17 protein-coding genes and 1 other RNA gene are annotated in these 21987 nt (G+C 65.7%); 11 read left to right on the top strand and 7 right to left on the bottom strand.

Translation table 11 applies throughout. The annotated features are described in order from the left end of the window. The first annotated feature begins 137 nt into the window (after nt 1-137). Nucleotides 138-3563 carry a mechanosensitive channel MscK gene (mscK, locus tag HOP59_RS12765; protein ID WP_234254187.1) on the top strand — a complete coding sequence of 1142 codons (3426 nt, stop codon included), beginning with the start codon at nt 138-140 and terminating at the stop codon, nt 3561-3563. Nucleotides 3564-3572: 9 nt separating this feature from the next. Here mscK and HOP59_RS12760 read toward each other — a convergent pair whose 3' ends face one another. Then, nucleotides 3573-4337: a TlyA family RNA methyltransferase gene (locus HOP59_RS12760; RefSeq protein ID WP_234254186.1), complete on the bottom strand. Its 765-nt coding sequence runs from the start codon at nt 4335-4337 to the stop codon at nt 3573-3575. A 94-nt stretch (nt 4338-4431) separates the two neighbouring features. Here HOP59_RS12760 and HOP59_RS12755 point away from each other — a divergent pair, with 94 nt between their 5' ends. Next, entirely contained in the window at nt 4432-5454 is a 1023-nt protein-coding gene (locus HOP59_RS12755) for an AbrB family transcriptional regulator (RefSeq protein WP_086508447.1), read from the top strand. Between the two features lie 69 nt (nt 5455-5523). Beyond that, the gene (locus tag HOP59_RS12750) at nt 5524-7515 is read left to right on the top strand and encodes a monovalent cation:proton antiporter family protein (protein WP_234254185.1); all 1992 of its coding nucleotides are present in this window, start codon (nt 5524-5526) and stop codon (nt 7513-7515) included. Nucleotides 7516-7518: 3 nt separating this feature from the next. On the opposite strand, the gene HOP59_RS12745 is transcribed toward HOP59_RS12750, so the two are convergent. From HOP59_RS12745 to HOP59_RS12735, 3 genes are all read right to left on the bottom strand, one after another. After that, nucleotides 7519-7866, bottom strand: coding sequence for a P-II family nitrogen regulator (locus HOP59_RS12745; protein WP_086508445.1), 348 nt, complete (start codon nt 7864-7866; stop codon nt 7519-7521). 77 nt (nt 7867-7943) lie between these two features. Further along, the gene (locus tag HOP59_RS12740; RefSeq protein ID WP_422676446.1) at nt 7944-9992 is read right to left on the bottom strand and encodes a transporter permease; all 2049 of its coding nucleotides are present in this window, start codon (nt 9990-9992) and stop codon (nt 7944-7946) included. A 42-nt stretch (nt 9993-10034) separates the two neighbouring features. Further along, entirely contained in the window at nt 10035-11258 is a 1224-nt protein-coding gene (locus HOP59_RS12735) for an ATP-grasp domain-containing protein (protein ID WP_010627881.1), read from the bottom strand. 220 nt (nt 11259-11478) lie between these two features. Between HOP59_RS12735 and ffs the strand changes: the two genes are divergently transcribed. Continuing rightward, nucleotides 11479-11575, top strand: an RNA gene (gene ffs / locus HOP59_RS12730) — signal recognition particle sRNA small type. A gap of 137 nt (nt 11576-11712) precedes the next feature. Next, complete coding sequence (locus tag HOP59_RS12725; RefSeq protein WP_010627882.1) at nt 11713-12018, top strand: hypothetical protein; 306 nt, start codon at nt 11713-11715, stop codon at nt 12016-12018. 105 nt (nt 12019-12123) lie between these two features. On the opposite strand, the gene HOP59_RS12720 is transcribed toward HOP59_RS12725, so the two are convergent. Beyond that, nucleotides 12124-13386, bottom strand: a complete 1263-nt coding sequence (locus tag HOP59_RS12720; protein ID WP_234254184.1) for an ArgE/DapE family deacylase — start codon at nt 13384-13386, stop codon at nt 12124-12126. A gap of 103 nt (nt 13387-13489) precedes the next feature. Here HOP59_RS12720 and HOP59_RS12715 point away from each other — a divergent pair, with 103 nt between their 5' ends. After that, on the top strand, nt 13490-14536 hold the full coding sequence (locus tag HOP59_RS12715; protein ID WP_234254183.1) for a histone deacetylase family protein: 1047 nt from the start codon (nt 13490-13492) through the stop codon (nt 14534-14536). Nucleotides 14537-14542: 6 nt separating this feature from the next. On the opposite strand, the gene HOP59_RS12710 is transcribed toward HOP59_RS12715, so the two are convergent. Together HOP59_RS12710 and HOP59_RS12705 are read right to left on the bottom strand one after the other, a co-directional pair. After that, entirely contained in the window at nt 14543-15754 is a 1212-nt protein-coding gene (locus HOP59_RS12710) for an iron-containing alcohol dehydrogenase (RefSeq protein ID WP_234254182.1), read from the bottom strand. Between the two features lie 41 nt (nt 15755-15795). Next, entirely contained in the window at nt 15796-17082 is a 1287-nt protein-coding gene (locus HOP59_RS12705; protein WP_234254181.1) for an NAD(P)/FAD-dependent oxidoreductase, read from the bottom strand. Nucleotides 17083-17330: 248 nt separating this feature from the next. Here HOP59_RS12705 and dnaX point away from each other — a divergent pair, with 248 nt between their 5' ends. The 5 genes from dnaX to HOP59_RS12680 are packed head-to-tail and all read left to right on the top strand — an operon-like array spanning nt 17331 to nt 21986. Then, nucleotides 17331-19487 carry a DNA polymerase III subunit gamma/tau gene (gene dnaX / locus HOP59_RS12700; RefSeq protein ID WP_234254180.1) on the top strand — a complete coding sequence of 719 codons (2157 nt, stop codon included), beginning with the start codon at nt 17331-17333 and terminating at the stop codon, nt 19485-19487. Between the two features lie 35 nt (nt 19488-19522). Next, entirely contained in the window at nt 19523-19849 is a 327-nt protein-coding gene (locus HOP59_RS12695; RefSeq protein ID WP_010627889.1) for a YbaB/EbfC family nucleoid-associated protein, read from the top strand. Between the two features lie 59 nt (nt 19850-19908). Continuing rightward, nucleotides 19909-20514, top strand: coding sequence for a recombination mediator RecR (recR, locus tag HOP59_RS12690; RefSeq protein ID WP_234254179.1), 606 nt, complete (start codon nt 19909-19911; stop codon nt 20512-20514). A 33-nt stretch (nt 20515-20547) separates the two neighbouring features. Then, on the top strand, nt 20548-21678 hold the full coding sequence (gene rnd, locus HOP59_RS12685; RefSeq protein ID WP_234254178.1) for a ribonuclease D: 1131 nt from the start codon (nt 20548-20550) through the stop codon (nt 21676-21678). Then, nucleotides 21675-21986 (top strand): YcgL domain-containing protein, encoded by a 312-nt coding sequence (locus HOP59_RS12680; RefSeq protein ID WP_234254177.1) that lies wholly within the window; start codon nt 21675-21677, stop codon nt 21984-21986. The genes rnd and HOP59_RS12680 overlap by 4 nt, the downstream gene beginning before the upstream one ends. Nucleotide 21987: the final 1 nt, after the last annotated feature.

Genomic DNA, 21987 nt, shown 5'->3' with positions numbered 1-21987 from the left:
GGAGGAACTCGAAGCGAGGCATTGAGCTTCCGTTTCTACCATGTCGCCTTGGCAAGTCAACTGCTGGCGCCGCTATTGTCATGTTATTGCACCAGTTGAGCCTCGTTCTGACGAGGGTCGCTGCTACGAGGAATTTCGTGAACGTCACGCTTTACTCCGCTGCCGGTATCTTCCGACGTGCCAGCCAGGCGCTGTGTCTACTGATCTGCTGTTGGATTCTGTTGATTACATCGGCGTTGGCGGAAGATGCCCTGCCCGAGCGCCAGGCAGTGGAAGAGCGCCTGGTCGAGCTGCGTCCCGAAGAGGGAGAGAGCCTGAGCGAGGCCGAGCAGCGCGATGTCGAGGCCCTCGAGGCGACGCTGCGTGCCCTGGAACAGCTGCAAGGGATCGAGGAGCGGATCGAGGGGCTGGAGCAGCGGCTCGAAAGTGCGCCCGCCGAGCTGCTGCGCCTGGAGCGGGAACTGCTGCAGGAAGAGGAGGCTGAGCTCGACCGCTCGATTGCCGAGCTCGACGACACGCCGCTGGATGAGCTGGAGTATCGCCAGCAGGAATCAGTGTTCGAGCTGCAGCAGCTGCAGGATCGCCTGGCCGACGTCAACTCCCAGTTGCTGGCGGCCCAGACGCTGCCGGAGCGGGCCCAGCAGGCCATAGCCGAGGCGATGCAGACGGCCGAGCGCACCCGCCGCGCGCTGGATACGCTGGAGGCGCAGGGTGTCAGCGAGGACTCGCCCCGGCTGTGGCAGCTGCAGGTGGAGCGGCGCCTTGCCGAGCGTACGCTGCGGCTGCGTCAGCGCGAGCTGGGCAGCAACACCCGCCTGCGGGAGCTGACCCAGCAGCGACGCGACCTGCTCACCCAGCAGGTCACGCGCAAGGAGTCGGAGCTGGCCCTGTTGCAGGGGGTGATCGACCGCCAACGGCGCATCGCCTCGGAGCAGGCGATTGCCGATGCCGCTCGCGACGACCCCCTGCTCGAGGCCGGACACCCGGTGCTGGAGCGCGCTCAGCACGTCAACCGCGAGCTCAGCCTCGAACTGCTGCGGGCCAACGACCGTCACAACGGTCTGGTGCGCGAGAGCCTGGCCATACGCAGTCAGCTCGATCACGTACGTCAGCTGCAGCGCAGCTTGAACGAGCAGATAGAAGCCATTCGCGGCAGTTTGCTGCTGTCGCGCATTCTGCGCGAGCAGCGACGCTCCTTGCCTCAGGTCGATCCGGGACGCAGCCTGCAGGATGAAATCGCCGACCTGCGTCTGCGCCAGTTCGACCTGGTGCGCCAGCGCGATGCCTTGCGCCAGAGCGAGCGACTGGCCAACCAACGCCTCGAGGAGGCCGGTGTCGAGGTCACTCAGGGACTGGTGGAGTCCCTCCAGGGGCTCTACCACTCGCGCCGTCAGCTCGTCGATCAGCTCGAGCAGACCTATGGCAGCCTGCTCAGCGCGGCCATCGAGCTGCAGCTCAATCAGCAGCAACTGCTGGAAACCACCCGGGAGCTGCGCACCACCATCGATGAGCAGCTGTTCTGGATCGCCAATACCCGGCCGCTGGACCTGGCCTGGTTCCGTCAGCTGCCGGCCAATGTGACCGAAGAGCTGCAGCGTGGCGAATGGCGCGGCGTGCTGCCGGTGCACTGGCGCATGCCGGGAGCCGAGGCCCTGTCGGGAGCGCCGCTGGTGCTCGTGGCGGTCTTGCTGCTGGGGCTGCGCCGCCGCATTCAGCGTCGTCTGGCTATGCTGCACGAGCAGATCGGTCGGCTGCGCAGCGATTCCCAGGCGCACACGCCCCAGGCGATCGGTCTCAATGCCTTGCTGGCGCTTCCCGGCCCGTTGACGCTGGCCGGTATCGGCATCTCGCTTGCGAGCATCGGCACGGGAATCGCCTCTGGCCTGGGCCAGGCGTTCCTGCATCTGTCGCTGGCCTGGGGCTTCATTGCCTGGTCGCGTCGCCTACTGGTACGCGATGGCGTGGCGACCAAGCACTTCTACTGGCCTTCGGGCTATGTGGCGCGGCTGCGCTGGTTGTTGGGCTGGCTCGTGGTGGCCCTGGTGCCGGTGCTGCTGGTTTCCACCCTGGCACTGGATGGCGAGATCGATCTCTCGTCGCGGCCCATTGCCCTGCTGCTGCTGCTTGTCGGCCTGCTGGCCATGAGCGTGCTGCTGGCCAGACTGATCATGGCCCACACCCCGTTCTTCGGCGTCAAGCTGTTCCGCCTGGTGCTGGGCCTGCTGATGGCCGGTGTGCCGCTGGTGCTGGCGGGGCTGATCGTGTCGGGTTACGAATATACCGCCCTGAGCCTGATCGGGCGCTTCGTCATCACCCTCTATCTGCTGGCGATGTGGATCCTGGTCGAGGCCACAGTGGTGCGCGGCCTGGCGGTAGCGGCGCGCCGGCTGGCGTTCAAGCGTGCGTTGATGCGTCGCCGCGCCCAGGCCCAGGAGGGCGCCGAAGGGGGGCTGGAAGTGGTGGAGGAGCCGCCGCTGGACATGGAGCAGATCAACCAGCAGTCGCTGCGTCTCTCCAAGCTGATCCTGCTGCTCGGCTTCGCCGTGCTGCTCTACCTGGTATGGTCCGATCTGCTGACGGTGCTGGGTTACCTCAATGAGATCGCCATCTGGGAAGCCAGCGAAGGCGTCGGCGCCGAGCTCGTCACCAGTGCGCTGTCGGTGGCCGACATCTTCGCCGCTCTGCTGATCTTCGTGCTGACCCTGGTGATGGCGCGCAACCTGCCGGGCCTGCTCGAAGTGATGGTGCTGTCGCGGCTGGAGCTCAAGCAGGGCAGCGCCTACGCTATTTCGGCGCTGCTCTCCTACACCATCGTCGGCACCGGGCTGGTGGTGGCGCTGGCCACCCTGGGCGTGGCCTGGAGCCAGCTGCAGTGGCTGGTAGCGGCGCTGGGCGTGGGGCTGGGCTTCGGTTTGCAGGAGATCTTCGCCAACTTCGTCTCGGGTCTGATCATCCTGTTTGAGCGGCCGGTGCGTATCGGCGACACCATCACCCTGGGCAACCTCACCGGTACGGTGAGCCGGATCCGCATTCGTGCCACCACGGTGACCGACTTCGACCGCAAGGAAATCATCATTCCCAACAAGACCTTCGTCACCGATCAGCTGATCAACTGGTCGCTGTCGGACACCATCACCCGCGTGGTGCTGGGCTACCGTGTTTCCTACGGTTCCGATCAGGTGCTGGTGCATCGGTTGCTTTACCAGGCGGCCGAGGAGAACCCCCGGGTGCTGGGCGATCCCGAACCCCAGGTATTCTTCATGGACTATGGCGAGAGTACCCTCAACTTCGAGCTACGGGTCTTCGTCAACGCGTTGGGCGATCGGCTTTACGCCACCGATGAGCTCAACTGCCGGGTGGGTGAACTGTTTGCCGAAAACGGCATCAGCATTGCCTTCAACCAGCTCGAGGTGTGGTTGCACCGGGAGGATGGCGAAGAGAGAAAAGTCAAAAGTGTATCGCCCAAGTCCAGTAGGGTGTCTCGTCATCCGCCGCCCGGCGCGGGGGGCGACCCAGGCGATATCGATATCGGCGGCAGCGACGGCGGGGATGGCGGACGCTGAGCAACGCCGTCACTGCTTGACGGCGTGTAGCAGGAACTCGCGGTTACCGTCTCCGCCGGCCAGCGGGCTCTCCTGCCAGTGGCGAACGTCGAGTCCGTGCTCGGCGCAGCAGGCGCGAACGGTGGCTTCCACCTCGCCGTAGCGGGCCGGGTCGGAGACGATGCCGCGTGAATTGATCCCGCCCGGGCCCACCTCGAACTGCGGCTTGACCAGACTCAGCAGTTCGCCGCCGGGGCGCAGCAGCTGGGCGATCTGGGGCAGGATCAGCGTCTGCGAAATGAACGAGACGTCCATCACGACGATATCGGGGGCCGCGGCGCTCTGAGCGGCGAGGGCGTCGTGCAGGCGCGGCTCGTCGTGCATGGCCCGCGCATTGAGCCCCTCCAGGCAGGTCACGCGAGGGTCGCCACGCAGCTCCGGGTCTAGCTGGCCGTGGCCCACTTCGATACCGATCACATGGCGCGCACCGAAGGCCAGGGCACAGTCGGTGAAGCCGCCGGTGGACTGCCCCACGTCGAGCACCAGTCGGTCCGTCAGGTCTAGCTCCAGCGCTGCGACCAGCGCTTCCAGCTTCAGCCCCGCCCGTGAGACGTAGCGCTCCTCGGGGTCTTCGGTCACCGCCAGGCGCACCCCCTCGGGCAGCTTCTCACCGGGCTTGCTGAGTATTTTTCCGCTCTCCGCCAGGCTGACCCGGCCGTGGCGGATCAGCCGCTGGGCGCGGGTTCGCGAGCGGGCCAGGCCCTGGGAAACGAGCAGCTGATCGAGGCGGGGCATGCAAAAGTTCCTCATGCGGCAAGAGTGGCAGCCAGAAGCGGGGCCGCCATTATGGCATAATCGTTTAGTTAGCCAGTTAACAGAAGGGAGCCGCGTGGAGCGAAGCGAAGGAACGGCACTGGCCAGGTCGCTGGCCATTGGGGCGCTAGGCGGGCTGATTTTCCACCTCATCGGTATGCCGCTGGCGTGGATGCTGGGGCCGCTGACGGCCAACCTGATCGCGTCGGCGAAGGGCGGCGACGTGCGCGTGCCCGAACCGCTGCGCGAGGCCTTTATCGGCGTGCTCGGCCTGGTGCTGGGCAGTCAGGTGACGCCACAGCTGGCTCAGCGGGTGCTGGACTGGCCGCTTTCCGCAGTGCTGCTGCTGCTCGGCGTGGCCGCTTCCACGGCGGCGGCCGCCGCCTGGTACCGTCGCTGCGGCTTCGATTCGGTGAGCGCCTGGTTCGCCTCGGCGCCCGGCGCGATGACGGCGATGATCCTGATGGGGGAGAAGTGCGGCGGCGATCCGCGGCGTATCGCCATCGCTCAGTCGCTGCGCATCGTGCTGGTGATCATGATCCTGCCGCCGCTGTTCTGGGCCTATGAAGGTGGCGCAGCGCCGCAGGCAGCGGAGATCGAGAACGGCTTTGCCTCCGCCTGGATGCTGCTGGCCCTGCCGCTGCTGTTTCCCCTGGGGCGTCGGTTGCGCCTGCCCAGCCACACGCTGCTCGCTCCTCTGCTCTTCGCCGGCCTGCTCTCCGGCTTCGACATTGCCAGCCTGCGCCTGCCGGACTGGGGTATGAACGTCATGCTGTGGGTACTCGGCTGTGCCATCGGCTCGCGCTTTCGCGGGCTCTCTTCCGCCAGGCTGGGACGCTATCTGTTCGAAGCCTTCATCGCCACGCTGCTGGCGCTGGCAGTGCTGGCGGGCTTCGCCGAACTGATCCATCGCCTGGTCGACGTGCCCCGCGACGTGGCGCTGCTGGCGCTGGCCCCCGGCGGTATCGGCGAGATGGCGATACTCGCCGTGGCGCTGGATCTCGACCCTGTCTTCGTCGCCTTTCATCACCTGCTGCGCATGGTGGCGCTGATGCTCTTCGCGCCGTTCTGGGCGCGCTGGTTGCTGCGTACACGTTGAATTTCAATGTCATGATACCCATTCAGGAACTTCACAGGGACGCTCCATCCAATGAGCAGGAACGAATGAATGCTTGAGCAGGCGCTGGTGCAGTTACTGCTGTTGCTTGGTGCAACGGTATTGGTCGTGCTGGTCTTTCAGCGCTTCAGGATCCCACCTAGCCTGGGATATCTGCTCGTCGGCGTAATGCTGGGCGCCCATACGGCCGGCCCGGTAATCGACAACGACTACATCGACGTCATCGCCGAGTTCGGCATCGTGTTTCTTCTCTTCACCATCGGCCTCAGCTTTTCCCTGCCGCAGATCTATGCGCTGCGCCATACCATTCTTGGATTGGGTACGGCACAGGTGGCGTTGACTACTCTGGTGGTGGCAATAATCGCATGGTGGCTGGGGTTGCCCGGGCCGGCGGCGTTCGTCGTCGGAGCGGTGTTCGCCCAGTCATCTACCTCCATCATCTCCAAGCAGCTGCTGGAGCAGGGTGAAAGCCAGGCGCGACATGGGCGGCTCGGCACTACCATGTCCGTCTTCCAAGACATTACTGCCGTTCCTTTCGTGGTAATCATCCCGGTGTTGGGTGTGGCTGCCATGCATGAGGTGGCAGGGGCGCTAGGGATGGCTCTGGCCAAGGCCTTCCTCGCGTTCGTGATCGTGCTGTTGTCGGGAAGATATCTGCTGCGTCCTCTGTTTCACCTGGTAGCCGAACGGCGCTCAGCGGAGCTGTTCACCCTCACGGTATTGTTCGTCTCTCTGGTATCCGCCTGGACCACCAAGACGCTCGGGCTGTCCATGGCGTTCGGCGCCTTTCTTGCCGGCATGGTGCTCGGTGACACGGAGTTCCGCCATCAGGTCGAGTCCACCATTCGTCCGTTCCGCGACGTATTGCTTGGGCTCTTCTTCGTCAGTATTGGCATGCTGGTCGAGCCCGCGCTTTTGCCCGATATCTGGCTCGAAGCGCTGCTGGGAGCGCTGGGGCTGCTGGGCATAAAGGTGGTGCTGGTCACGCTGATCGTACGTTTCTCGGGGGTCGATCCCCAGACGGCGTTTCGTACCGGGCTGGTGCTGGCCGTCGGCGGTGAGTTCGGCTTCGCGCTGCTGGCCATTGGCCTGGATGGCAACATCATCGCCAGCCGGCCGGCACAGATCGTGCTGAACTCGGTACTGTTCTCGATGATCCTGGCGCCACTGCTGATTCGCTTCAATCAACCTTTGGCGCTGTGGGCATTCGGCCGCTCAAGAGGCCGAGCGAAACCGGCTGGCGACGTACCGACGCCGTCCGAGCCCACCGAGAGCCAGGGGCATGTGGTGATTTGCGGCTTTGGCCGTACCGGCCAGACGGTGAGCCGTTTTCTCGAAAGCGAAGGCTTCGACTACCTGGCGCTGGATATGGATCCGGCCATAGTGAGGGAGGCGCGGCTGGCGGGGCAGCAGGTGTTCTATGGCGACTCATCGGACCTTACCGTGCTGGAAAACGTCGGTGTGGAGCGTGCGGCGCTACTGGTCATCAGCCATGACGACAGGCCGGCGGCACTGACGACGCTGCGCAATGCCAAGCGCCTGAATCCCGAGCTGGCGGCAGTGGTTCGTACGCGGGACCAACAGCATGTGGAGGAGCTGCGCAAGGCAGGTGCCACCGAGGTCATACCCGAGACACTGGAGGCGAGCATGCTGCTGACTTCCCATGCGCTGCAGTCGCTGGGCGTGCCCCTGTACCGGGTGGCACTGCGGCTGCAGGAGCAGCGCAGCAGCCACTACAGAATGCTCAGGGAGCTGTTTCGCGGTACGCTGGACAGCATCAAACCGGAGGCATTGGAGCAGGAGCGATTGCACTCGGTGCTGATGTCCGAGGGCTCACCGGCAATTGGCCAGAGCCTCTCGGAGCTTGATACCGAGCGGGACGATGTCTCCGTCACGGCACTTGTACGTGATGATAAGCGTGAGCGCTATCCGGGCGGTGCCACCGAAGTCCAGATCAACGACGTGCTGGTACTGTTGGGCTCGCAGGACAATCTCGAGCGGGTGGAACGGCGCCTCACCGGCTCCGGTCAGCCACCCGAGTAGCGCTCAGTCGAGCGGGTGCTCCTTGCTCAGGGCCTTGATATGTTCCGTCAGCCCCAGCGCCTTGGACACCTCGATTTCCAGCGCAATGCCCGTGTCGAGACTCTCGTCGAGCTTGCCCGCCGTGCTCACGGCGTTCAGTACATCCTCTGAACGGCGGGCTTCCACCAGAATGAGAATCACGCTGCGAGACGCCATGAATTCCAGGCCGAAGAAGGTCAACTGCGGCTTGAGCCCCTGGCCTTGGGCGTTGTTGATGATGGTAGCCCCGGTGGCGCCTGCTTCCCGTGCGGCAGTCAGAACGGTATCGGTCCGGTCCTGATCGACGAAAACCATCAATAACTTGAAATCCATTCGAACTTCCTCGAAGCGAGCCTCACATTGAGATACTGCCATTCTGGCAGAGCTCCGCAGCATTGTCCTGATATGGGTCAAGTGCCAGGGTTCAGGTGGCCGCTATCGGCCTGCAGATCGGCGGCGGGTACCCGGTTCGCCCCCCAACTGCGATGAACGTAGCCGGTGACCCGGTTGAGCTCTTCCTGGGTGACGTTGGCCAGCTCGCCGCGCTCCAGCGGATCGTAGTGGAAGATGTAGAGCCGCGAGGCGAACTGCTCGAAGGGCAGGGAGGCTTCGCCGAAGCGCTCGCCGTTGCCTGCCGTACTGACCCTGACGCCATCGCCCCAGTCCTGGCCGCTGTCGTTGTTGGGATTGAAGAAGTAGACCCGCATCACGTCCGTGGGATCGAGGGAGACGCGCAGGATGGTGATGGCGTGCCAACCGATGAAGCGCGCCGCGCTATCGGTCACGGCGATGCCCGCCGGCTGCGGGTGGATGAGGGGCTGATTGCCGTTGTAGTAGGGGTGATAGCTGGCGTAGAAGTGGCGCAAAAAGACGTCCAGCTCATGCAGCTGGCCGCTGGCCACGTCCACGTTGATACGAAAGCCGCGCCCCGACCACCAACCGTGGAACTCCGGATTGACCCAACGGTGCGGGTCGCCCTCGCGGCCGATGCAGCGCCGGCCCATCTCGGCATAGATGCGGTCCAGGTGCGGCACCACGATCAGCGACACCGGATCGAGATCCATCGGCAGGCTCTGTGCCACGCCACCACTGCTCTCCATCGAGGAGATCGGCTGGCCTTCGAAGTGCATCACGATCTCGTCGTCGCGGGCGGCCCAGGCCACCATCTGCAGCAGGTAGTCGGGATCGTTGTAAGCCCACATGGAGAGTGCCCTGGCCGACTGACAGGTCGGGTTGTTGCCCTGACCTACGCCCAGCGGCAGCCCCAGCATGCACAACACCCCCTCGAGCAGGCGGGCACGCGGCGAGACCGCATCGCCGTATGCCAGGTTGAGGCGCGCCTGGGACCACTCGGAGAGCGGCAGCCCTAACTGGCGCCACATGGCGGGCGCCACGGGGGGCTGATAGAGAATGCCGCGCTCCAGCATCAGCGCCAGGCCGTACACCGCCTGGGGCGTGGCCGGATGCACCGCACTGCGGATCAGCGCGTGAGCCAGCTCGCGGTAGCACAGCAGGCAGTCGCGGCCGGTGGAGGAGAGCCCCAGGGCCTCGGTGATGAGATGGTCGCCGTGGTCGAGCAGGTGGCGCAGCAGCACCGGGTGGTAGGGCGACACCAGCCCGGTGTCGTGCATGGCGCGGGCGAAGCCGGTGGCTTCTCCCTGCAGGGCGGCGTTGTCCATACTGGCCAGACGCTGGCGATAGACCTCGAGGCCGGGGTCTTCGCGGCAGGCGCGAGTGGGGCCATACAGCGAACTCACCAGGCGGTCGGCGCCCTGGCCGCTGGTACCGAGATCGATGGCCGGATCGGCCTGGCAGATGGCGATCTGGGTGATCATCTGCTTTACCGCCTCCACCTGGATCGGGCGCTGCTGCAGCACCCGCCAGATCTCCTCGATCAGCTGGTCGATGATGTGCTCGTAGCCGATACGCTCGGCAAGGTGATGGAACAGATAGCGTGGAATCCGCGCCAGTCGTCCCTGGGTTTCCCGCTCCGCCTCGCTGGGGGAACTGAACAGCAGCCAGAGGTTGAGCGCCATCACCTGGGTCAGGTAGTGGTGGGCCTGCTCGCCTGACACCAGCGAATGCAGATAGTCGCCCTTGGCCACCGCCAGCAGACGCAGCTCGCTCAAGGCCTCGATCACCACCGTGTTGGCGTCGGGGCTCTTGAGCGAGTAGGTGGTGAGGGAAGGGAGCAGATACTGCGGCGTGGCCCAGTCGGAGCCGAGAAACACGCCGGCCTCTTCCAATGCCCTGGCGCGTACCTCCAGGGCGGCGGCGCCACCGGGATGGAGCAGCACGCGACGTGCCGTATCCAGCACCCGGGGAAGTTTGCCCGGCTTGGCGAAGTCGCGGGCTTCGCCGAGCATGGCGGCTGCCTCGTCGAGGTTGGCCAGTAGTCTGAGCAGCTTCTCCTCGTCCGCTGGCGGGGTGCCCTCGTGCATGTGCCCGTTAGTGGTCACGCCGACTCCTTGTGATCGAGCTGTCGCACCATCACGCCCTGATCAAATGTAGAAATCAAGCTCTTCCTGGTGCTTGAGCAGATCTCGCAGGCGCTCCGGATCGTCGCCCTTGAAGTAGATCAGCCCCCAGTGCGTGCCGAAAGCGGTGCGCTTGGTCACGGTTTCCTCCATGGGCGGCGTGAGTTCGTGGGATTCGAAGTAGGGGTCGTCTTCCACCTCTTCGGGGATCTCCAGGCGGCTGACCACGCGACGCCGTGGATAGACGCCGAAGCAGCCGGCATAGCACTTGGCATCCTCGACCTCGCGAGGGAAGAAGGCGGCGACCTCTTCGGCGCTGCTCTTGGGGTCGAACACCAGCATGCTGGCCTGGTAGGCATTGAAGCCGTAGACCCGCTCGAGCAGCTCGAACACCTTGAAGCCCGGTGGGCGATAGGCCACCTCGCCGAAGTACATCTCGCCGTCGCTGGTGACGAAATACTCGGGATGGATCAGGCCGAAATCGATGTCGAAGGCCTTGATCAGCTTTTCGATCTGAGCGGTGATCTGGGGCCGGTAGCGTTCCAGTTCCGGCGAGGCGGGCACGAAGACCGAGTAGCCCAGGGTGACGTATTCCGAGATGTTGAGAAAGGCGATCTTGCCGTCATGGATCCACGCCTCCACGGCGAATTCCCAGCCGTCCAGGTGCGACTCCATCAGCACCGGAAACTCTTCATCGGGAATGGTATCGACCTCGTCGGGGGTGCGTATCACCCGATGCCCCAGGCAGCCGGCCTTGTCGAAGGCCTTGAGATGAATGGGGTCGTTGGGGTCGCCGTCCAGCTTGAGCAGGGTCTGGTTGACGCGCTTGAGAAAGCGGATGACGTCGCCCTTGTCGTGGGCCTCCTCGAAGATCCCCACGCGAATGCCGCCAAGCTGGGCGCGGCGTTTCATCAGCGCCTTGTCGCGCAGCAGCAGCGATTGGCCGTATAGCCGCGGGTTGTCGAGTAATACCGAGTTGATGGCGCCGGCCCATTCGACGGTTTCCTCGAACAGGGGGATCGCCACGTCCACTCCCATTTCCTTCAGGGTCTCGGCAATTTCCAGCGAGCGGTCGTTGAGGCGCTCGAAATTCCATGACACATGGGGGATATCGTGTTTCTGGCAGTACTCTTCCGCCCATTCCGGCGCTACCACGATGTAGCGACGGTCGAAGTTCTCGGCAGCCTCGACGGCATTCAGGCTCCAGCCGAGCAATGCAATGTAGCCCTTGTCGGGATTCTTCTTCATGGGGCGTCTCCTCCGGTGTGTGTGCCTCTCCTCATCGTCTCCCTTGCCCTTTCACCCTAGCCGATTTGGCTCCGCCTTACAGCCCGGGCCGTCGCTCATGCCTGCCTCGAGCGACGGTCCTTGCTCGCCTCCGGTGCCGCTGGTATAGTGCACGCGCACTCGGCAAGCCATTGATGCACGCCGGGTTCGATGCCTCGAAGGCATCGTGTCGTGGTGGCCCCGTCGGTCCTCCCGCAACGCTAAACCGCAAACCCCGCCAGGCCCGGAAGGGAGCAACGGTAGTGGTGGTCGCGTGTGCCGGGATGTGGCTGTCGGGGCTGCCTCCATTTCGGCCTCTTGTTTTCTTTTCGTCTTGTGTATCTCCGCGCAGCACGCTTCGATGTTAGACCTTGGTCGACATAGACTTTGGTGTTAATATGCAGCGCAGCAAAACGCTTGCGAGAGGATGTGCACCATGCAGATCGACGCCACGCCCAACGCTGGTATTCAGCGCAGCCTGCGCCAGTGCCTGTCGAACGCTGCCTTTCTGCTCTACCAGCAGGGTCACGTGCTGGAGACCATCACCATCCCCTTCCGTGGACTCGATAGCCGCGCGCTGCGCCAGATGCGCGAAGCCTCCCAGGAGTGGCCGGCCTGCCAGCGGGTACTCGAGAGCAGCGAGGCCGCCATCTACAACGAACACGGTCGCTTCGTGCTGAGCGCCATGGGCCGCGAGCTGCTGTTCGACATGTTCGGTGAGGGTGCGGCGGACTGCGCCTGAGTCCGGCAGCGACGAGCACTTACACGCACGAATGAAAGAACGAGCGGGGAGGCCAATGGCCTCCCCGCTGCGTTTTGATCCCCTTTAGAATTCGTGTCCCTGGTTTCAGGTCATCTCCGCCCAGCGATGGATGAACAGCGCGTAGGTGGTCAGCACGTGGCGAATCGAGTCGATCTCTACGCACTCGTCGACGCCATGGATGCGCTGGGCCACCGGCCCGTAGCAGGTGCCATTGATCGCGCCGCTGACGTGGAAGGCGCGCAGGTCGGTGGTGCAGGTGGAGAGATAGGTGGCCGGCGGGGCGCCGAGCAGATCCTGGTGGCAGCGCGAAAGCAGGGCAATGCCCGGTGCCTCGAGGTCGACCAGGTGTCCTTCGGAGCGAAAGCCGTGGAACTCCACCCGGGGCATGGGGCCGTCATCGGCAAGTTCGGCGTGGCGTGCCTCCACGCAGCGGCGCACACGCTCCATCACCTCGTCGGGCGTCATGCCCGGCGGGAAGCCCACGCGGCCTTCGAGGATGGCATGGGCGGGCACGCTGGAGGCCCAGTTGCCCCCTTCGATCTTGCCGATGCTGAGATTGAAGGGGCTGTCGAGGGTGTCGTAGGGCGCCTGGCGCGGCAGGCCGTTGATCTCGGCCTCCAGCGCCTTGAACGCGGGCAAATATTCGACCAGTGTCTCGATGGCGTTGCGCCCGGCACGGGTGTCGAGCACGTGGGCCGGCACGCCGTCGAGGCGCATACGGAACCACAGCACACCGACCTGGCCGGCATAGATCCGCGCGCCGAAGGGTTCGGGAATCAGCACGAAGTCGCCGCTGAAGCCCTGGTGCAGGCAGGCCAGGGCGCCGTTGCCGGTGCACTCCTCCTCGATCACCGTCTGCAGGGTCAGCGGGAAGTCGATGGCCACGCCGGCCTGACGCACCGCCTGCACGGCCAGGGTCATGGCGGCAATGCCGGCTTTCATGTCGCCGGCGCCGCGCCCGTAGAGCCAGCCGTCCCGTTCCCAGGGCTCCCAGGGCGGGCGGGTCCACATGTCGGTGGGCTCGGCGGGGACCACGTCGAGATGGCCGTTGAATACCAGATGCGGCCCCGGAGCCTCGGCATTGAGTTGGGCCACCAGGTTATAGCGTTCGGTGCAGTCCCATTCGGTGGGGGCGCGGTGGGTGTGCTCGGCGAAACCGGGGGCGTCCAGCGGCACCCGGGTAACCGGCAGCTCGAGGCGCTCGAACCAGCGCTCCATGGTCTCGAGTGCGCCGTGCTCCTGGCCCAGCACGCTGTAGCCGCGCACGAGGTCGCGGGTCAGCGCCAGGGTGTCGTCCATCAGCGCCTCGCAGCGCTCGACGATGCGCTGTTCGATGTCACTTAGCATTGGCCCTCCCCCAGTCGGCGCTCGTCGTTGAAGTATTCCACTATATGGTATCTCGGCCTAGGGCATGGCAAGGTCAGGCGAACCATCCCGAAGAGGTGTCGTCATGCTGACCTTCCATAGCGAGTCGACCAAGCTGCGTCGCGCCAAGACCGAGCTCAACGAGGGGTTGCTCATGGCGCCTTTCGAGTGTCCGGAGCGCGTCGACCTGGTGCTCGAGCGGATTCGAGCGAGCGGGCTTGGCCCGGTGCAGGCCCCGGCCCGCTTCGGCCTCGACCCGGTGCTGGCCGTGCACGATCGCGACTACGTCGAGTTCCTGGCCAGCTGCTGGGAGGAGTGGAAGGCGGCCGGCATGGCCGGCGAGGCGATCCCCAACATCTGGCCGTCCCGTTCGATGCCCGGCGTGCGGATACCCGAGCACATCGAAGGGCGGCTCGGCCATTACGCCCAGACCGGCGAGACCTCGATCTGCGCCAACACCTTCGAGGCCGCCGAGGTCAGCAAGGACATTGCCCTGTCGGCGCTGGGTCACACGCTCGAGAGCGGCGAGCCGAGCTTCGGTCTGTGCCGTCCGCCGGGCCACCATGCGTCGTCGAATCAGTTCGGCGGCTACTGCTTCTTCAACAACGCGGCCATCGCCGCCGAGCAGGCCCTGAGGCACGGGCATTCGCGGGTGGCGGTGCTGGACATCGACTTTCACCACGGCAACGGCACCCAGGAGATCTTCTACGCCCGCGACGACGTGATCGTCGTATCGCTGCACGGCGACCCGCTGCACTGCTTTCCCTATTACCTGGGCCACGCCGACGAGACCGGCAGCGGCCGGGGCGAAGGCTTCAACGTCAACTATCCCATGCCACCCGGCACCGACTACGCGCGCTGGTCGGCGGCTCTCGACGAGGGGCTGGCGCGCATTCGTCAGGTCGGGGCCGAGCTGCTGGTCGTATCGCTGGGGGTGGACACTTTCGAGCACGACCCGATCAGCAGCTTCAAGCTGCGCAGCGATGACTACCCGGATGTCGGGCGCCGTCTGGCTGCACTGGGCCTGCCCACCGTCTTCCTGCTCGAGGGCGGCTACGCGGTGGAGGAGATCGGCATCAACGTGGTGAATGTTTTGAGCGGCTTCGACGCTGCCCTAGCCAGAGTCGAATAGAGCCGCCTAGAGTCGCCGTTCTAGCAGGCTGCCCAGCTCGGCATCGGTCAGCACCAGGGGGTTGGTCTTCATGCTGCCGCCCCGGGCGCCGGCGACCACGCGCTCGATGTCGTCTCGCTGCATGCCGTAGGCAGCGAGCCTCGGCATGTCGAGCCGCTGGGTCCATTCGCGCAGCGTTTCGACCAGGGCATCGCAGGCGTCGTCGTCGCTCAGCTCGCTTTTGCCGCTGACCAGGCGGCCGGCCTCGGCATACTTGGCCAGGGCTGCTGCGTGCGGCGCACGCTGGCGCAGCGCCGCGACGTTGACCTCGGTGGCCTCGGCGACCAGGGTGCCGCACACCGTGCCATGGGGAATCGGGAAGAAGGCGCCCAGCGGCGAGGCCAGCCCGTGTACCGAGCCCAGGCCCGCCTGGGCCAGGGCGATACCCGACATCAGCGACGCGTAGGCGAGCTGGCCGTAGCCCTGGTCGGCCTCGGGATGGTTCGCCTCCCAGGCCGGCCAGAAGCCGCGATGGAACGCCTGCATGCCGGACCAGGCCAGAGCGTCGGTGGCGGGACTGGCATTGAGCGAGACGTAGGACTCGAGCAACTGGGTGAAGGCATCCATGCCGTTGGCGGCGATCTGCGCCTTGGGGCAGCCCGCCAGCAGCTCCGGGTCGACCAGCGCCACGGCGGCGACCAGCCGCTCATCGCGGAACGACTTCTTGAACCCGTCGGCGCCCTGTACGCTGAGCACGGCGTTCTTGGTCGCCTCGCTGCCGGTACCGGCGGTAGTGGGCACGGCGATCAGCGGTACCGCCGGGCCGCGATAGGGCAGGCCACGGCCGACGCCCTCGAGGTGATCCATCACCGAATTGCCGGGGCGTAGCAGGCCGGCCACCGCCTTGGCTGCATCCAGCACGCTGCCGCCGCCGATGGCGACCACGACGTCGATGGCGTGCCCTCGATGCTCGGCGACGATGGCGTCCACCCGCTGCGGCGAGGGCTCCCCCTCGACGGTGACGTGATGCCAGCTGGCGCCCTGTGCCTCGAGTGCTGCGACCAGCGCCTGCCAGCGTGGCGTGGCGACGAAGGAGCGCCTGCCCGTGACCACCAGCACGCTCGTGCCGTAGTCGGCGATCAGTCCTGGCAGCAATTCGATGCTGCCGGAGCCGAAGCGGATATCCGGCAGGCGGGCGATACGAAAGGCGTCGATACGTTCGGGAAAGGAAGCTGTCATGGCCGGCCCGCTATTCTAGTTGTTGGATTATCAGACACAGCTTAACGCCAGCGCTCGAGGAGCTGGTAATACCACATCCCCGCGGCCAGCAGCGGATTGCCCAGGGCGTCACCGAATGGCACCTTGAGGTGGCGGCAGGCGGCGAAGGTGTCGAACTCCTCCATGTGACCGGCAATCGCCTTGGCCATGATCTCACCGACGATGTGCGAGGTCGCCACGCCGTGGCCCGAGTAGCCCTGGGCGTAGTAGACGGTGTCGGAGAGCTTGCCGAGCATGGGGATGCGATTGATCACGATGCCGGCCATGCCCTGCCAGGCGTAATCGATGGGCGTGCCCGCGAGCTGCGGAAAGGTGGCTTCCAGGCGCGGGCGCAGCTCGGCGGCGATGTCGGGGGAGTCCTTGCCCGAGTAGTTGGCGCCGCCGCCGAACAGCAGCCGGCCGTCGGCGGTGAGACGGTAGTAGTCGAGTACGAAGCGGCAGTCGTACACCGCCAGATCCTGGGGATTGATCGCTTCGGCCAGCCCACCCAGCGGCGCGGTGGTGACGATGCCCAGCGAGGCCGGAAACAGCCTGCCGCCCAGGCGGCGGCGCTCCAGGCGGTGATAGGCATTGCCGGCCAGCAGCACGCGGTCGGCGCGCAGCGTGCCGTGCGCCGTGATCACGGCCGGCGAGGGGCCATGGTCGATGCGCTCCACCGGGGAGCGCTCGAAGATCAGCGCCCCCAGGCTTGCGGCCACTCGCGCCTCGCCCAGGCACAAGTTGAGCGGGTGCAGGTGCAGGTTGTAGCGATTGAGCAGACCGCCATGATAGAGCTCGGTGCGGATGACGTCGCGTACCTGATGCACATCGAGCAGCTCGACGTGCTCGCCCATGCCGCGGGCCTGACAGGCCTCGAAGTCGGCGCGTAGCGCCGTCATGTGCGAGGGCTTCCAGGCTGCTTGCAGATGACCCTGCTTCAGGTCGCAGGCAATGTCGTACTGCTCGACTCGCTGGCGAATGATGCGTTGGCCGCGCCAGCGCAGGTTCCAGACGAAGTCGTCGGCGGCTTCGCCCAGAGTGCGGCGCATCTGCTTGCGCATGGCCGCCTCGCCGGAGAGGCTGCCGGTCACCTGGCCGCCGTTGCGTCCGCTGGCGCCCCAGCCGACCTTGTTGGCCTCGACGATGGCTACCCGATAGCCGCGCTCGGCCAGCTCCACCGCCGTAGCCACGCCGGTGAAGCCGCCGCCGACGATGGCCACGTCGACCGTCACTTCGCCTTCCAGCCGAGGGTAGTCCGACTCCTGGTGGATGGTGGCGGTATAGTAGGAGGCGCAGCGCGGATCGCTCATGATGACTCCAGTAAATGTCGAAAATACTCAACGCATGCTAACACAGCCAGCCTGGCGGACGAGCCCCCGAGGCGGTGCTTCGACTGGCGGGCCGTGGGCCATTGCCGGGTGTGCTTTGCGCCCCCGGCATCAGCCGGTAGAATGGAGGTTTTCGCGTTCGGCTCGTCACCGGACACCTTCGTCGGGGCGCAGCAGGCCCTGCTCCGATCGGCTGCCCGCCAGCCCTGTTGCAAGGAATCCGTACAGCAATGAGCTACCAGGTTCTGGCCCGCAAATGGCGACCGCGTACGTTCCATGAACTGGTCGGCCAGGAGCACGTCCAGCGTGCGCTGGTGAACGCCCTCGATCAGGGGCGTTTACATCATGCCTACCTGTTCACCGGGACACGCGGCGTCGGCAAGACCACACTGGCAAGAATACTTGCCAAATGTCTCAACTGTACGGCCAAAGGGTATGGTGACGATGGCGTAACCTCTACGCCGTGCGGCCAGTGCGACAGCTGCCGTGCCATCGACGAGGGCCGCTTCGTCGATCTGATCGAAGTCGACGCCGCTTCGCGCACCAAGGTGGAAGACACCCGCGAGCTGCTCGACAACGTGCAGTACGCTCCCACCCAGGGCCGCTACAAGGTGTACCTCATCGACGAGGTGCACATGCTCTCCACCAGCAGCTTCAACGCGCTGCTCAAGACGCTGGAAGAGCCGCCGCCCCACGTCAAGTTCCTGCTCGCCACCACCGACCCGCAGAAGCTGCCGGCCACGGTACTGTCGCGCTGCCTGCAGTTCACCCTCAAGAACATGCCGCCGGAGCGTATCGTCACCCACCTGGCCAAGGTGCTCGAGGCCGAGGGCATCGGCTTCGAGGAGAGTGCGCTGTGGCTGCTGGGACGGGCCGCCGACGGTTCCATGCGCGATGCCATGAGCCTGACCGACCAGGCCATCGCCTTCGGCCAGGGGCAGGTGCGCCATGCTGACGTGGCCGCCATGCTGGGAACGCTCGACCACCGCCACGTGCTGGCACTGGTCGAAGCGCTGGCAGACGTCGATGCGCCGCGTCTGCTGGCCGAGATCGCCCAGTTGGCGGAGCAAGGGCCGGATTTCGCCGCCGTACTCGACGACCTGAGCGCGGTGCTGCACCGCCTGGCGGTGGCTCAGATGGTACCCGCCGCGGTGGACAACGGCCACGGCGACCGGGACACGGTGCTGGCTCTGGCCTCGCGCTTCACCGCCGAGGACGTGCAGCTCTACTACCAGATCGGCATTCAGGGGCGCGGCGACATGGCTCACGCCCCCGACCTGCGCACGGCGCTGGAGATGACGCTGCTGCGCATGCTGGCCTTCCGCCCCCAGGGGGTGCCGCAGCCGGCCAAGACCCCGCTGCCGCTACGCGGTGTCGAAAGTGGCGGTTCGTCCGCCGCACCCGCTGGTGGCGCCGGCGAGCCTGCCTCTCCGGAGGGCGAGTCGACTGGCGCGACCCCGCGGCATCCCGAGCCGGCCCCGGCGGTGAGTGCAGCGTCGCCTGCTGCCGAGGTCGTACGCCCACCGGAGCCACCCCCACCCTGGGAGGAGGCGACGCCGGAGCCATCGCTTGGTTCCACCGCCCAGGCGACGGCCGAGCCCGAGTTCGCCGCGGAAGTGGCTGTCACGTCACGGCCGAAACCTGAACCTGAACCTGAGCCGGTTCCCGAGTCTCGGTTTGCGGCGGAACCTGTACCCGAGCCTGAACCTGAACCTGAACCTGAACCGGAGCCTGCACCCGAACCGGAGCTTGCTCACCCGTCCGCGCCTGAACCTGCCTTCGAGCCGCGCACTGCCGCCGTCCAGCCGGCGGAGGAGTACGCAGGCAGGGCAGCAGCACAGATAGAAGCGGCACAGACAGTAGCGGCACGAACAGAAGAGAGCGACCTGGCGCTGCTCGGCGAACCCGAGCCGGTCGTCGAGGTCGCGCCCGCCAATGCCCACGAGCCGTGCCCTGCGGTAGAGCAAGCGGCAGATGGCGAACTGCTAAGTCATGATCGCTGGCTGGATGGTTTCGATGCTCTGGGCCTCGGTGGATTGACGCGCAACCTTGCGGCCCACTGTGTGGTCGAAGCCGATGACGGTAGGCGGTTGACGCTGCGCCTCGACCCGTCCCAGGAGGCCATGAACGCAGAGATCCACGTGCGTCGTGTGCAGGAGGCGCTGGCCGGCATCGGTATCGTACGCCAACTCGCGATCGTGCCGGGGTCCTTGCCGACCGACATCGAGACGCCCCGCCTGCGTGCCGACCGGATTGCCGCCGAGCGTCACGCCGAGGCGGTGGCTGCCCTGCATCGTGACCCACACGTCAGGCAGCTGCAGGAAACCTTCGGGGCACGCCTGATCGAGTCCAGCGTCAAGCCGGCCGAAGCGGCACCCAGGGCCTGAAGACAAGTTCACTTTGCCAAGCGAGAGGAACGACCATGATGAAAGGTGGAATGGGCAACCTGATGAAGCAGGCCCAGGAGATGCAGCAGAAGATGCAGCGTGTCCAGGAAGAGATCGCCAAGGCCGAGGTGACCGGTGAAGCCGGCGCCGGCATGGTCAAGGTGACCATGAACGGTCGCCACGACGTGAGCAAGGTCGATATCGACCCCAGCGTCATGGAAGAGGACAAGGAGCTGCTCGAGGATCTGCTGGCCGCGGCAGTCAACGACGCGGTACGCAAGGTCGAGGCCAGTTCGCGGGCGAAGATGGAAGAGGCCACGGCGGGACTGAACCTGCCGCCCGGCTTCAAGATGCCTTTCTGACTCTATTGAAACCGGCTTCGCTCGGCCATGCGGCGTCAACCATCCTCTAGAGGTATCGAATGAGCTTTTCCCCCCTCGTCGAGAGACTGATGGAGTCGCTGCGTGTGCTGCCGGGCGTGGGGCCCAAGACCGCGCAGCGCATGGCGATGCATCTGCTCGAGCGAGACCGCGACGGCGGTCGCCGCCTGGCCGGCGTGCTCGAGCAGGCCATCGAACAGGTCGGCTACTGTCGGCGCTGCCGCACCCTCACCGAAGAGGAGATCTGCGGGCTGTGTACCAGCAGCCGGCGCGACGACGCGCTGCTGTGCGTGGTAGAGTCGCCGGCCGACCAGCTCGCCATCGAGGAAGCGGGCGGTTACCGTGGCCGCTACTTCGTGCTCCACGGTCACCTTTCGCCGTTGGATGGCATCGGCCCCGAGGACCTGGGCCTCGACCAGCTCGAAGCGCGTATCGCCGAGGGCGGTATCAGCGAGGTGATCCTGGCCACCAACCCCACCGTGGAGGGCGAGGCCACGGCGCACTACATTGCTGCCCAGCTGGCGTCCCATGGGGTAACCCTGTCGCGCCTGGCCTATGGCGTGCCCATGGGCGGTGAGCTCGAGTACGTCGATGGCGGTACCCTCAGTCGTGCCTTCAATGGCCGCCTGCCGTTTCGCGGCGATTGAAGCCGCTGCCTTTTCCTGTTGCCGGATGACCGCATGACCCTGACCCCCGAGATCCGCTGGATCGACACCCCCGAGGCGCTGGATGCCGCCTGTGCCGAGGTGGCTGGCGCCGAGGTGATCGCGCTGGATACCGAATTCTTTCGCGAGAAGACCTTTCACCCAGTTCCCGCTCTGATCCAGTTTTCCAGCGGTGGACCGGCCTGGCTCGTTGACCCTGTCGTGGTGCACTGTACCGATGCCTTTCGCCGCCTGTTGGGCGAGGGGCCGCTGAAGCTGCTGCACGCCAGCAGCGAGGACCTGGAAGTGTTGGCGCATTGGGCTGGGGTATCGGTGGCTCCGCTGGTGGATACCCAGGTTGCCCAGGCGCTGCTTGGGGAGGACCCCGCCATGGGCTATCAGCGCATGGTGCATCACTGGACCGGGGAGACGCTGCCCAAGGACGAGACCCGATCCGACTGGCTGCAGCGTCCGCTGAGTGAATCCCAGCGGCTTTATGCGGCACTCGACGTGGTCTACCTGCTCAAGGTCTGGGAACGTCAGCACGAAGCGCTGGAACGGCTGGAGCGTCGTGAGTGGCTGGAAGCCGACTGCCGTGAGCTGATGGCCCAGGCCCTGCGCAGCGACGAGGCGGATGGGCAGTGGTATCGTCGCCATCGCCAGCTGTGGCGGCTCACGCCTCGTCAGGTCGAAGCCTACCGGCTGATGACCACCTGGCGCGAGGGCGAGGCCCGGCGACGCAACCTGCCGCGGGGCTGGCTGGTCAACGACCGGGTGCTGTACGCCATCGCCGAACGCATGCCGGAGAATCGTTATCAGCTCGCCGAAGTCGAAGAGATCAAGCCGAGCCTGATCAAGCGCGACGGCGATGCCTTGCTGGCCATGGTGAAGCAGGCGAAACAGTGCGAGGCGGACACTCTGCCGGCGGCGCAGCCTTCGCCGCTGGGGGCGGACTACAAGCGGCGCATGAAGGCGCTCAAGCGGGTGGTGAACGAGCATGCCGAACGGTTGGGGCTGGCGCCTGAGGTGCTGATGCGCCGGCGCGAGCTGGAAGCGCTGATTGCCGCCGATCTGGCGGCGGAACCGCTACCTTTGCCTGAGGGCTGGCGCGGCGACTGCCTCGCGACACCCCTGGAACAAGCTTTGAATGAGGTGAAGGCCGCATGAACGACGACCGTCTGCAAGGCAACAAGCTGCTGTGCGAGATCTTCAAGAGTCCGCACAAGGAGGAGATGTACCTCTACGTCGACAAGCGGCAGGGGCTGGCCGAGGTGCCCGCGGTACTGCTCGAGCGCTTCGGCAAGCCGGTGTCCATCATGACCATGATCCTGTCGCCGGAAAAACCGCTGGCCCGCGCCAAGGTGGAGGACGTGATGGCAGCGATCCGCGAAAAGGGGTTCTACCTGCAGATGCCGCCAGCCAAGGAGGAGTATCTGCTGGACCTGTATCGCACCCCCACAGAGTCGCGTTACTGAC

It is taken from the genome of Billgrantia aerodenitrificans, assembly GCF_021404405.1.
Lineage (GTDB): Bacteria > Pseudomonadota > Gammaproteobacteria > Pseudomonadales > Halomonadaceae > Halomonas > Halomonas aerodenitrificans.
This window is presented reverse-complemented; position numbering and strand designations above follow the sequence as displayed.

Bases quoted from the DNA above. Each gene is read 5' to 3' on its own strand.
- HOP59_RS12760 (WP_234254186.1), bottom strand. From the start codon at position 4,337: ATGCCCCGCCTCGATCAGCTGCTCGTTTCCCAGGGCCTGGCCCGCTCG.
- HOP59_RS12750 (WP_234254185.1), top strand. From the start codon at position 5,524: ATGCTTGAGCAGGCGCTGGTGCAGTTACTGCTGTTGCTTGGTGCAACG.
- HOP59_RS12745 (WP_086508445.1), bottom strand. From the start codon at position 7,866: ATGGATTTCAAGTTATTGATGGTTTTCGTCGATCAGGACCGGACCGAT.
- HOP59_RS12735 (WP_010627881.1), bottom strand. From the start codon at position 11,258: ATGAAGAAGAATCCCGACAAGGGCTACATTGCATTGCTCGGCTGGAGC.
- HOP59_RS12725 (WP_010627882.1), top strand. From the start codon at position 11,713: ATGCAGATCGACGCCACGCCCAACGCTGGTATTCAGCGCAGCCTGCGC.
- HOP59_RS12720 (WP_234254184.1), bottom strand. From the start codon at position 13,386: ATGCTAAGTGACATCGAACAGCGCATCGTCGAGCGCTGCGAGGCGCTG.
- HOP59_RS12715 (WP_234254183.1), top strand. From the start codon at position 13,490: ATGCTGACCTTCCATAGCGAGTCGACCAAGCTGCGTCGCGCCAAGACC.
- HOP59_RS12710 (WP_234254182.1), bottom strand. From the start codon at position 15,754: ATGACAGCTTCCTTTCCCGAACGTATCGACGCCTTTCGTATCGCCCGC.
- HOP59_RS12705 (WP_234254181.1), bottom strand. From the start codon at position 17,082: ATGAGCGATCCGCGCTGCGCCTCCTACTATACCGCCACCATCCACCAG.
- dnaX (WP_234254180.1), top strand. From the start codon at position 17,331: ATGAGCTACCAGGTTCTGGCCCGCAAATGGCGACCGCGTACGTTCCAT.
- HOP59_RS12695 (WP_010627889.1), top strand. From the start codon at position 19,523: ATGATGAAAGGTGGAATGGGCAACCTGATGAAGCAGGCCCAGGAGATG.
- recR (WP_234254179.1), top strand. From the start codon at position 19,909: ATGAGCTTTTCCCCCCTCGTCGAGAGACTGATGGAGTCGCTGCGTGTG.
- rnd (WP_234254178.1), top strand. From the start codon at position 20,548: ATGACCCTGACCCCCGAGATCCGCTGGATCGACACCCCCGAGGCGCTG.
- HOP59_RS12680 (WP_234254177.1), top strand. From the start codon at position 21,675: ATGAACGACGACCGTCTGCAAGGCAACAAGCTGCTGTGCGAGATCTTC.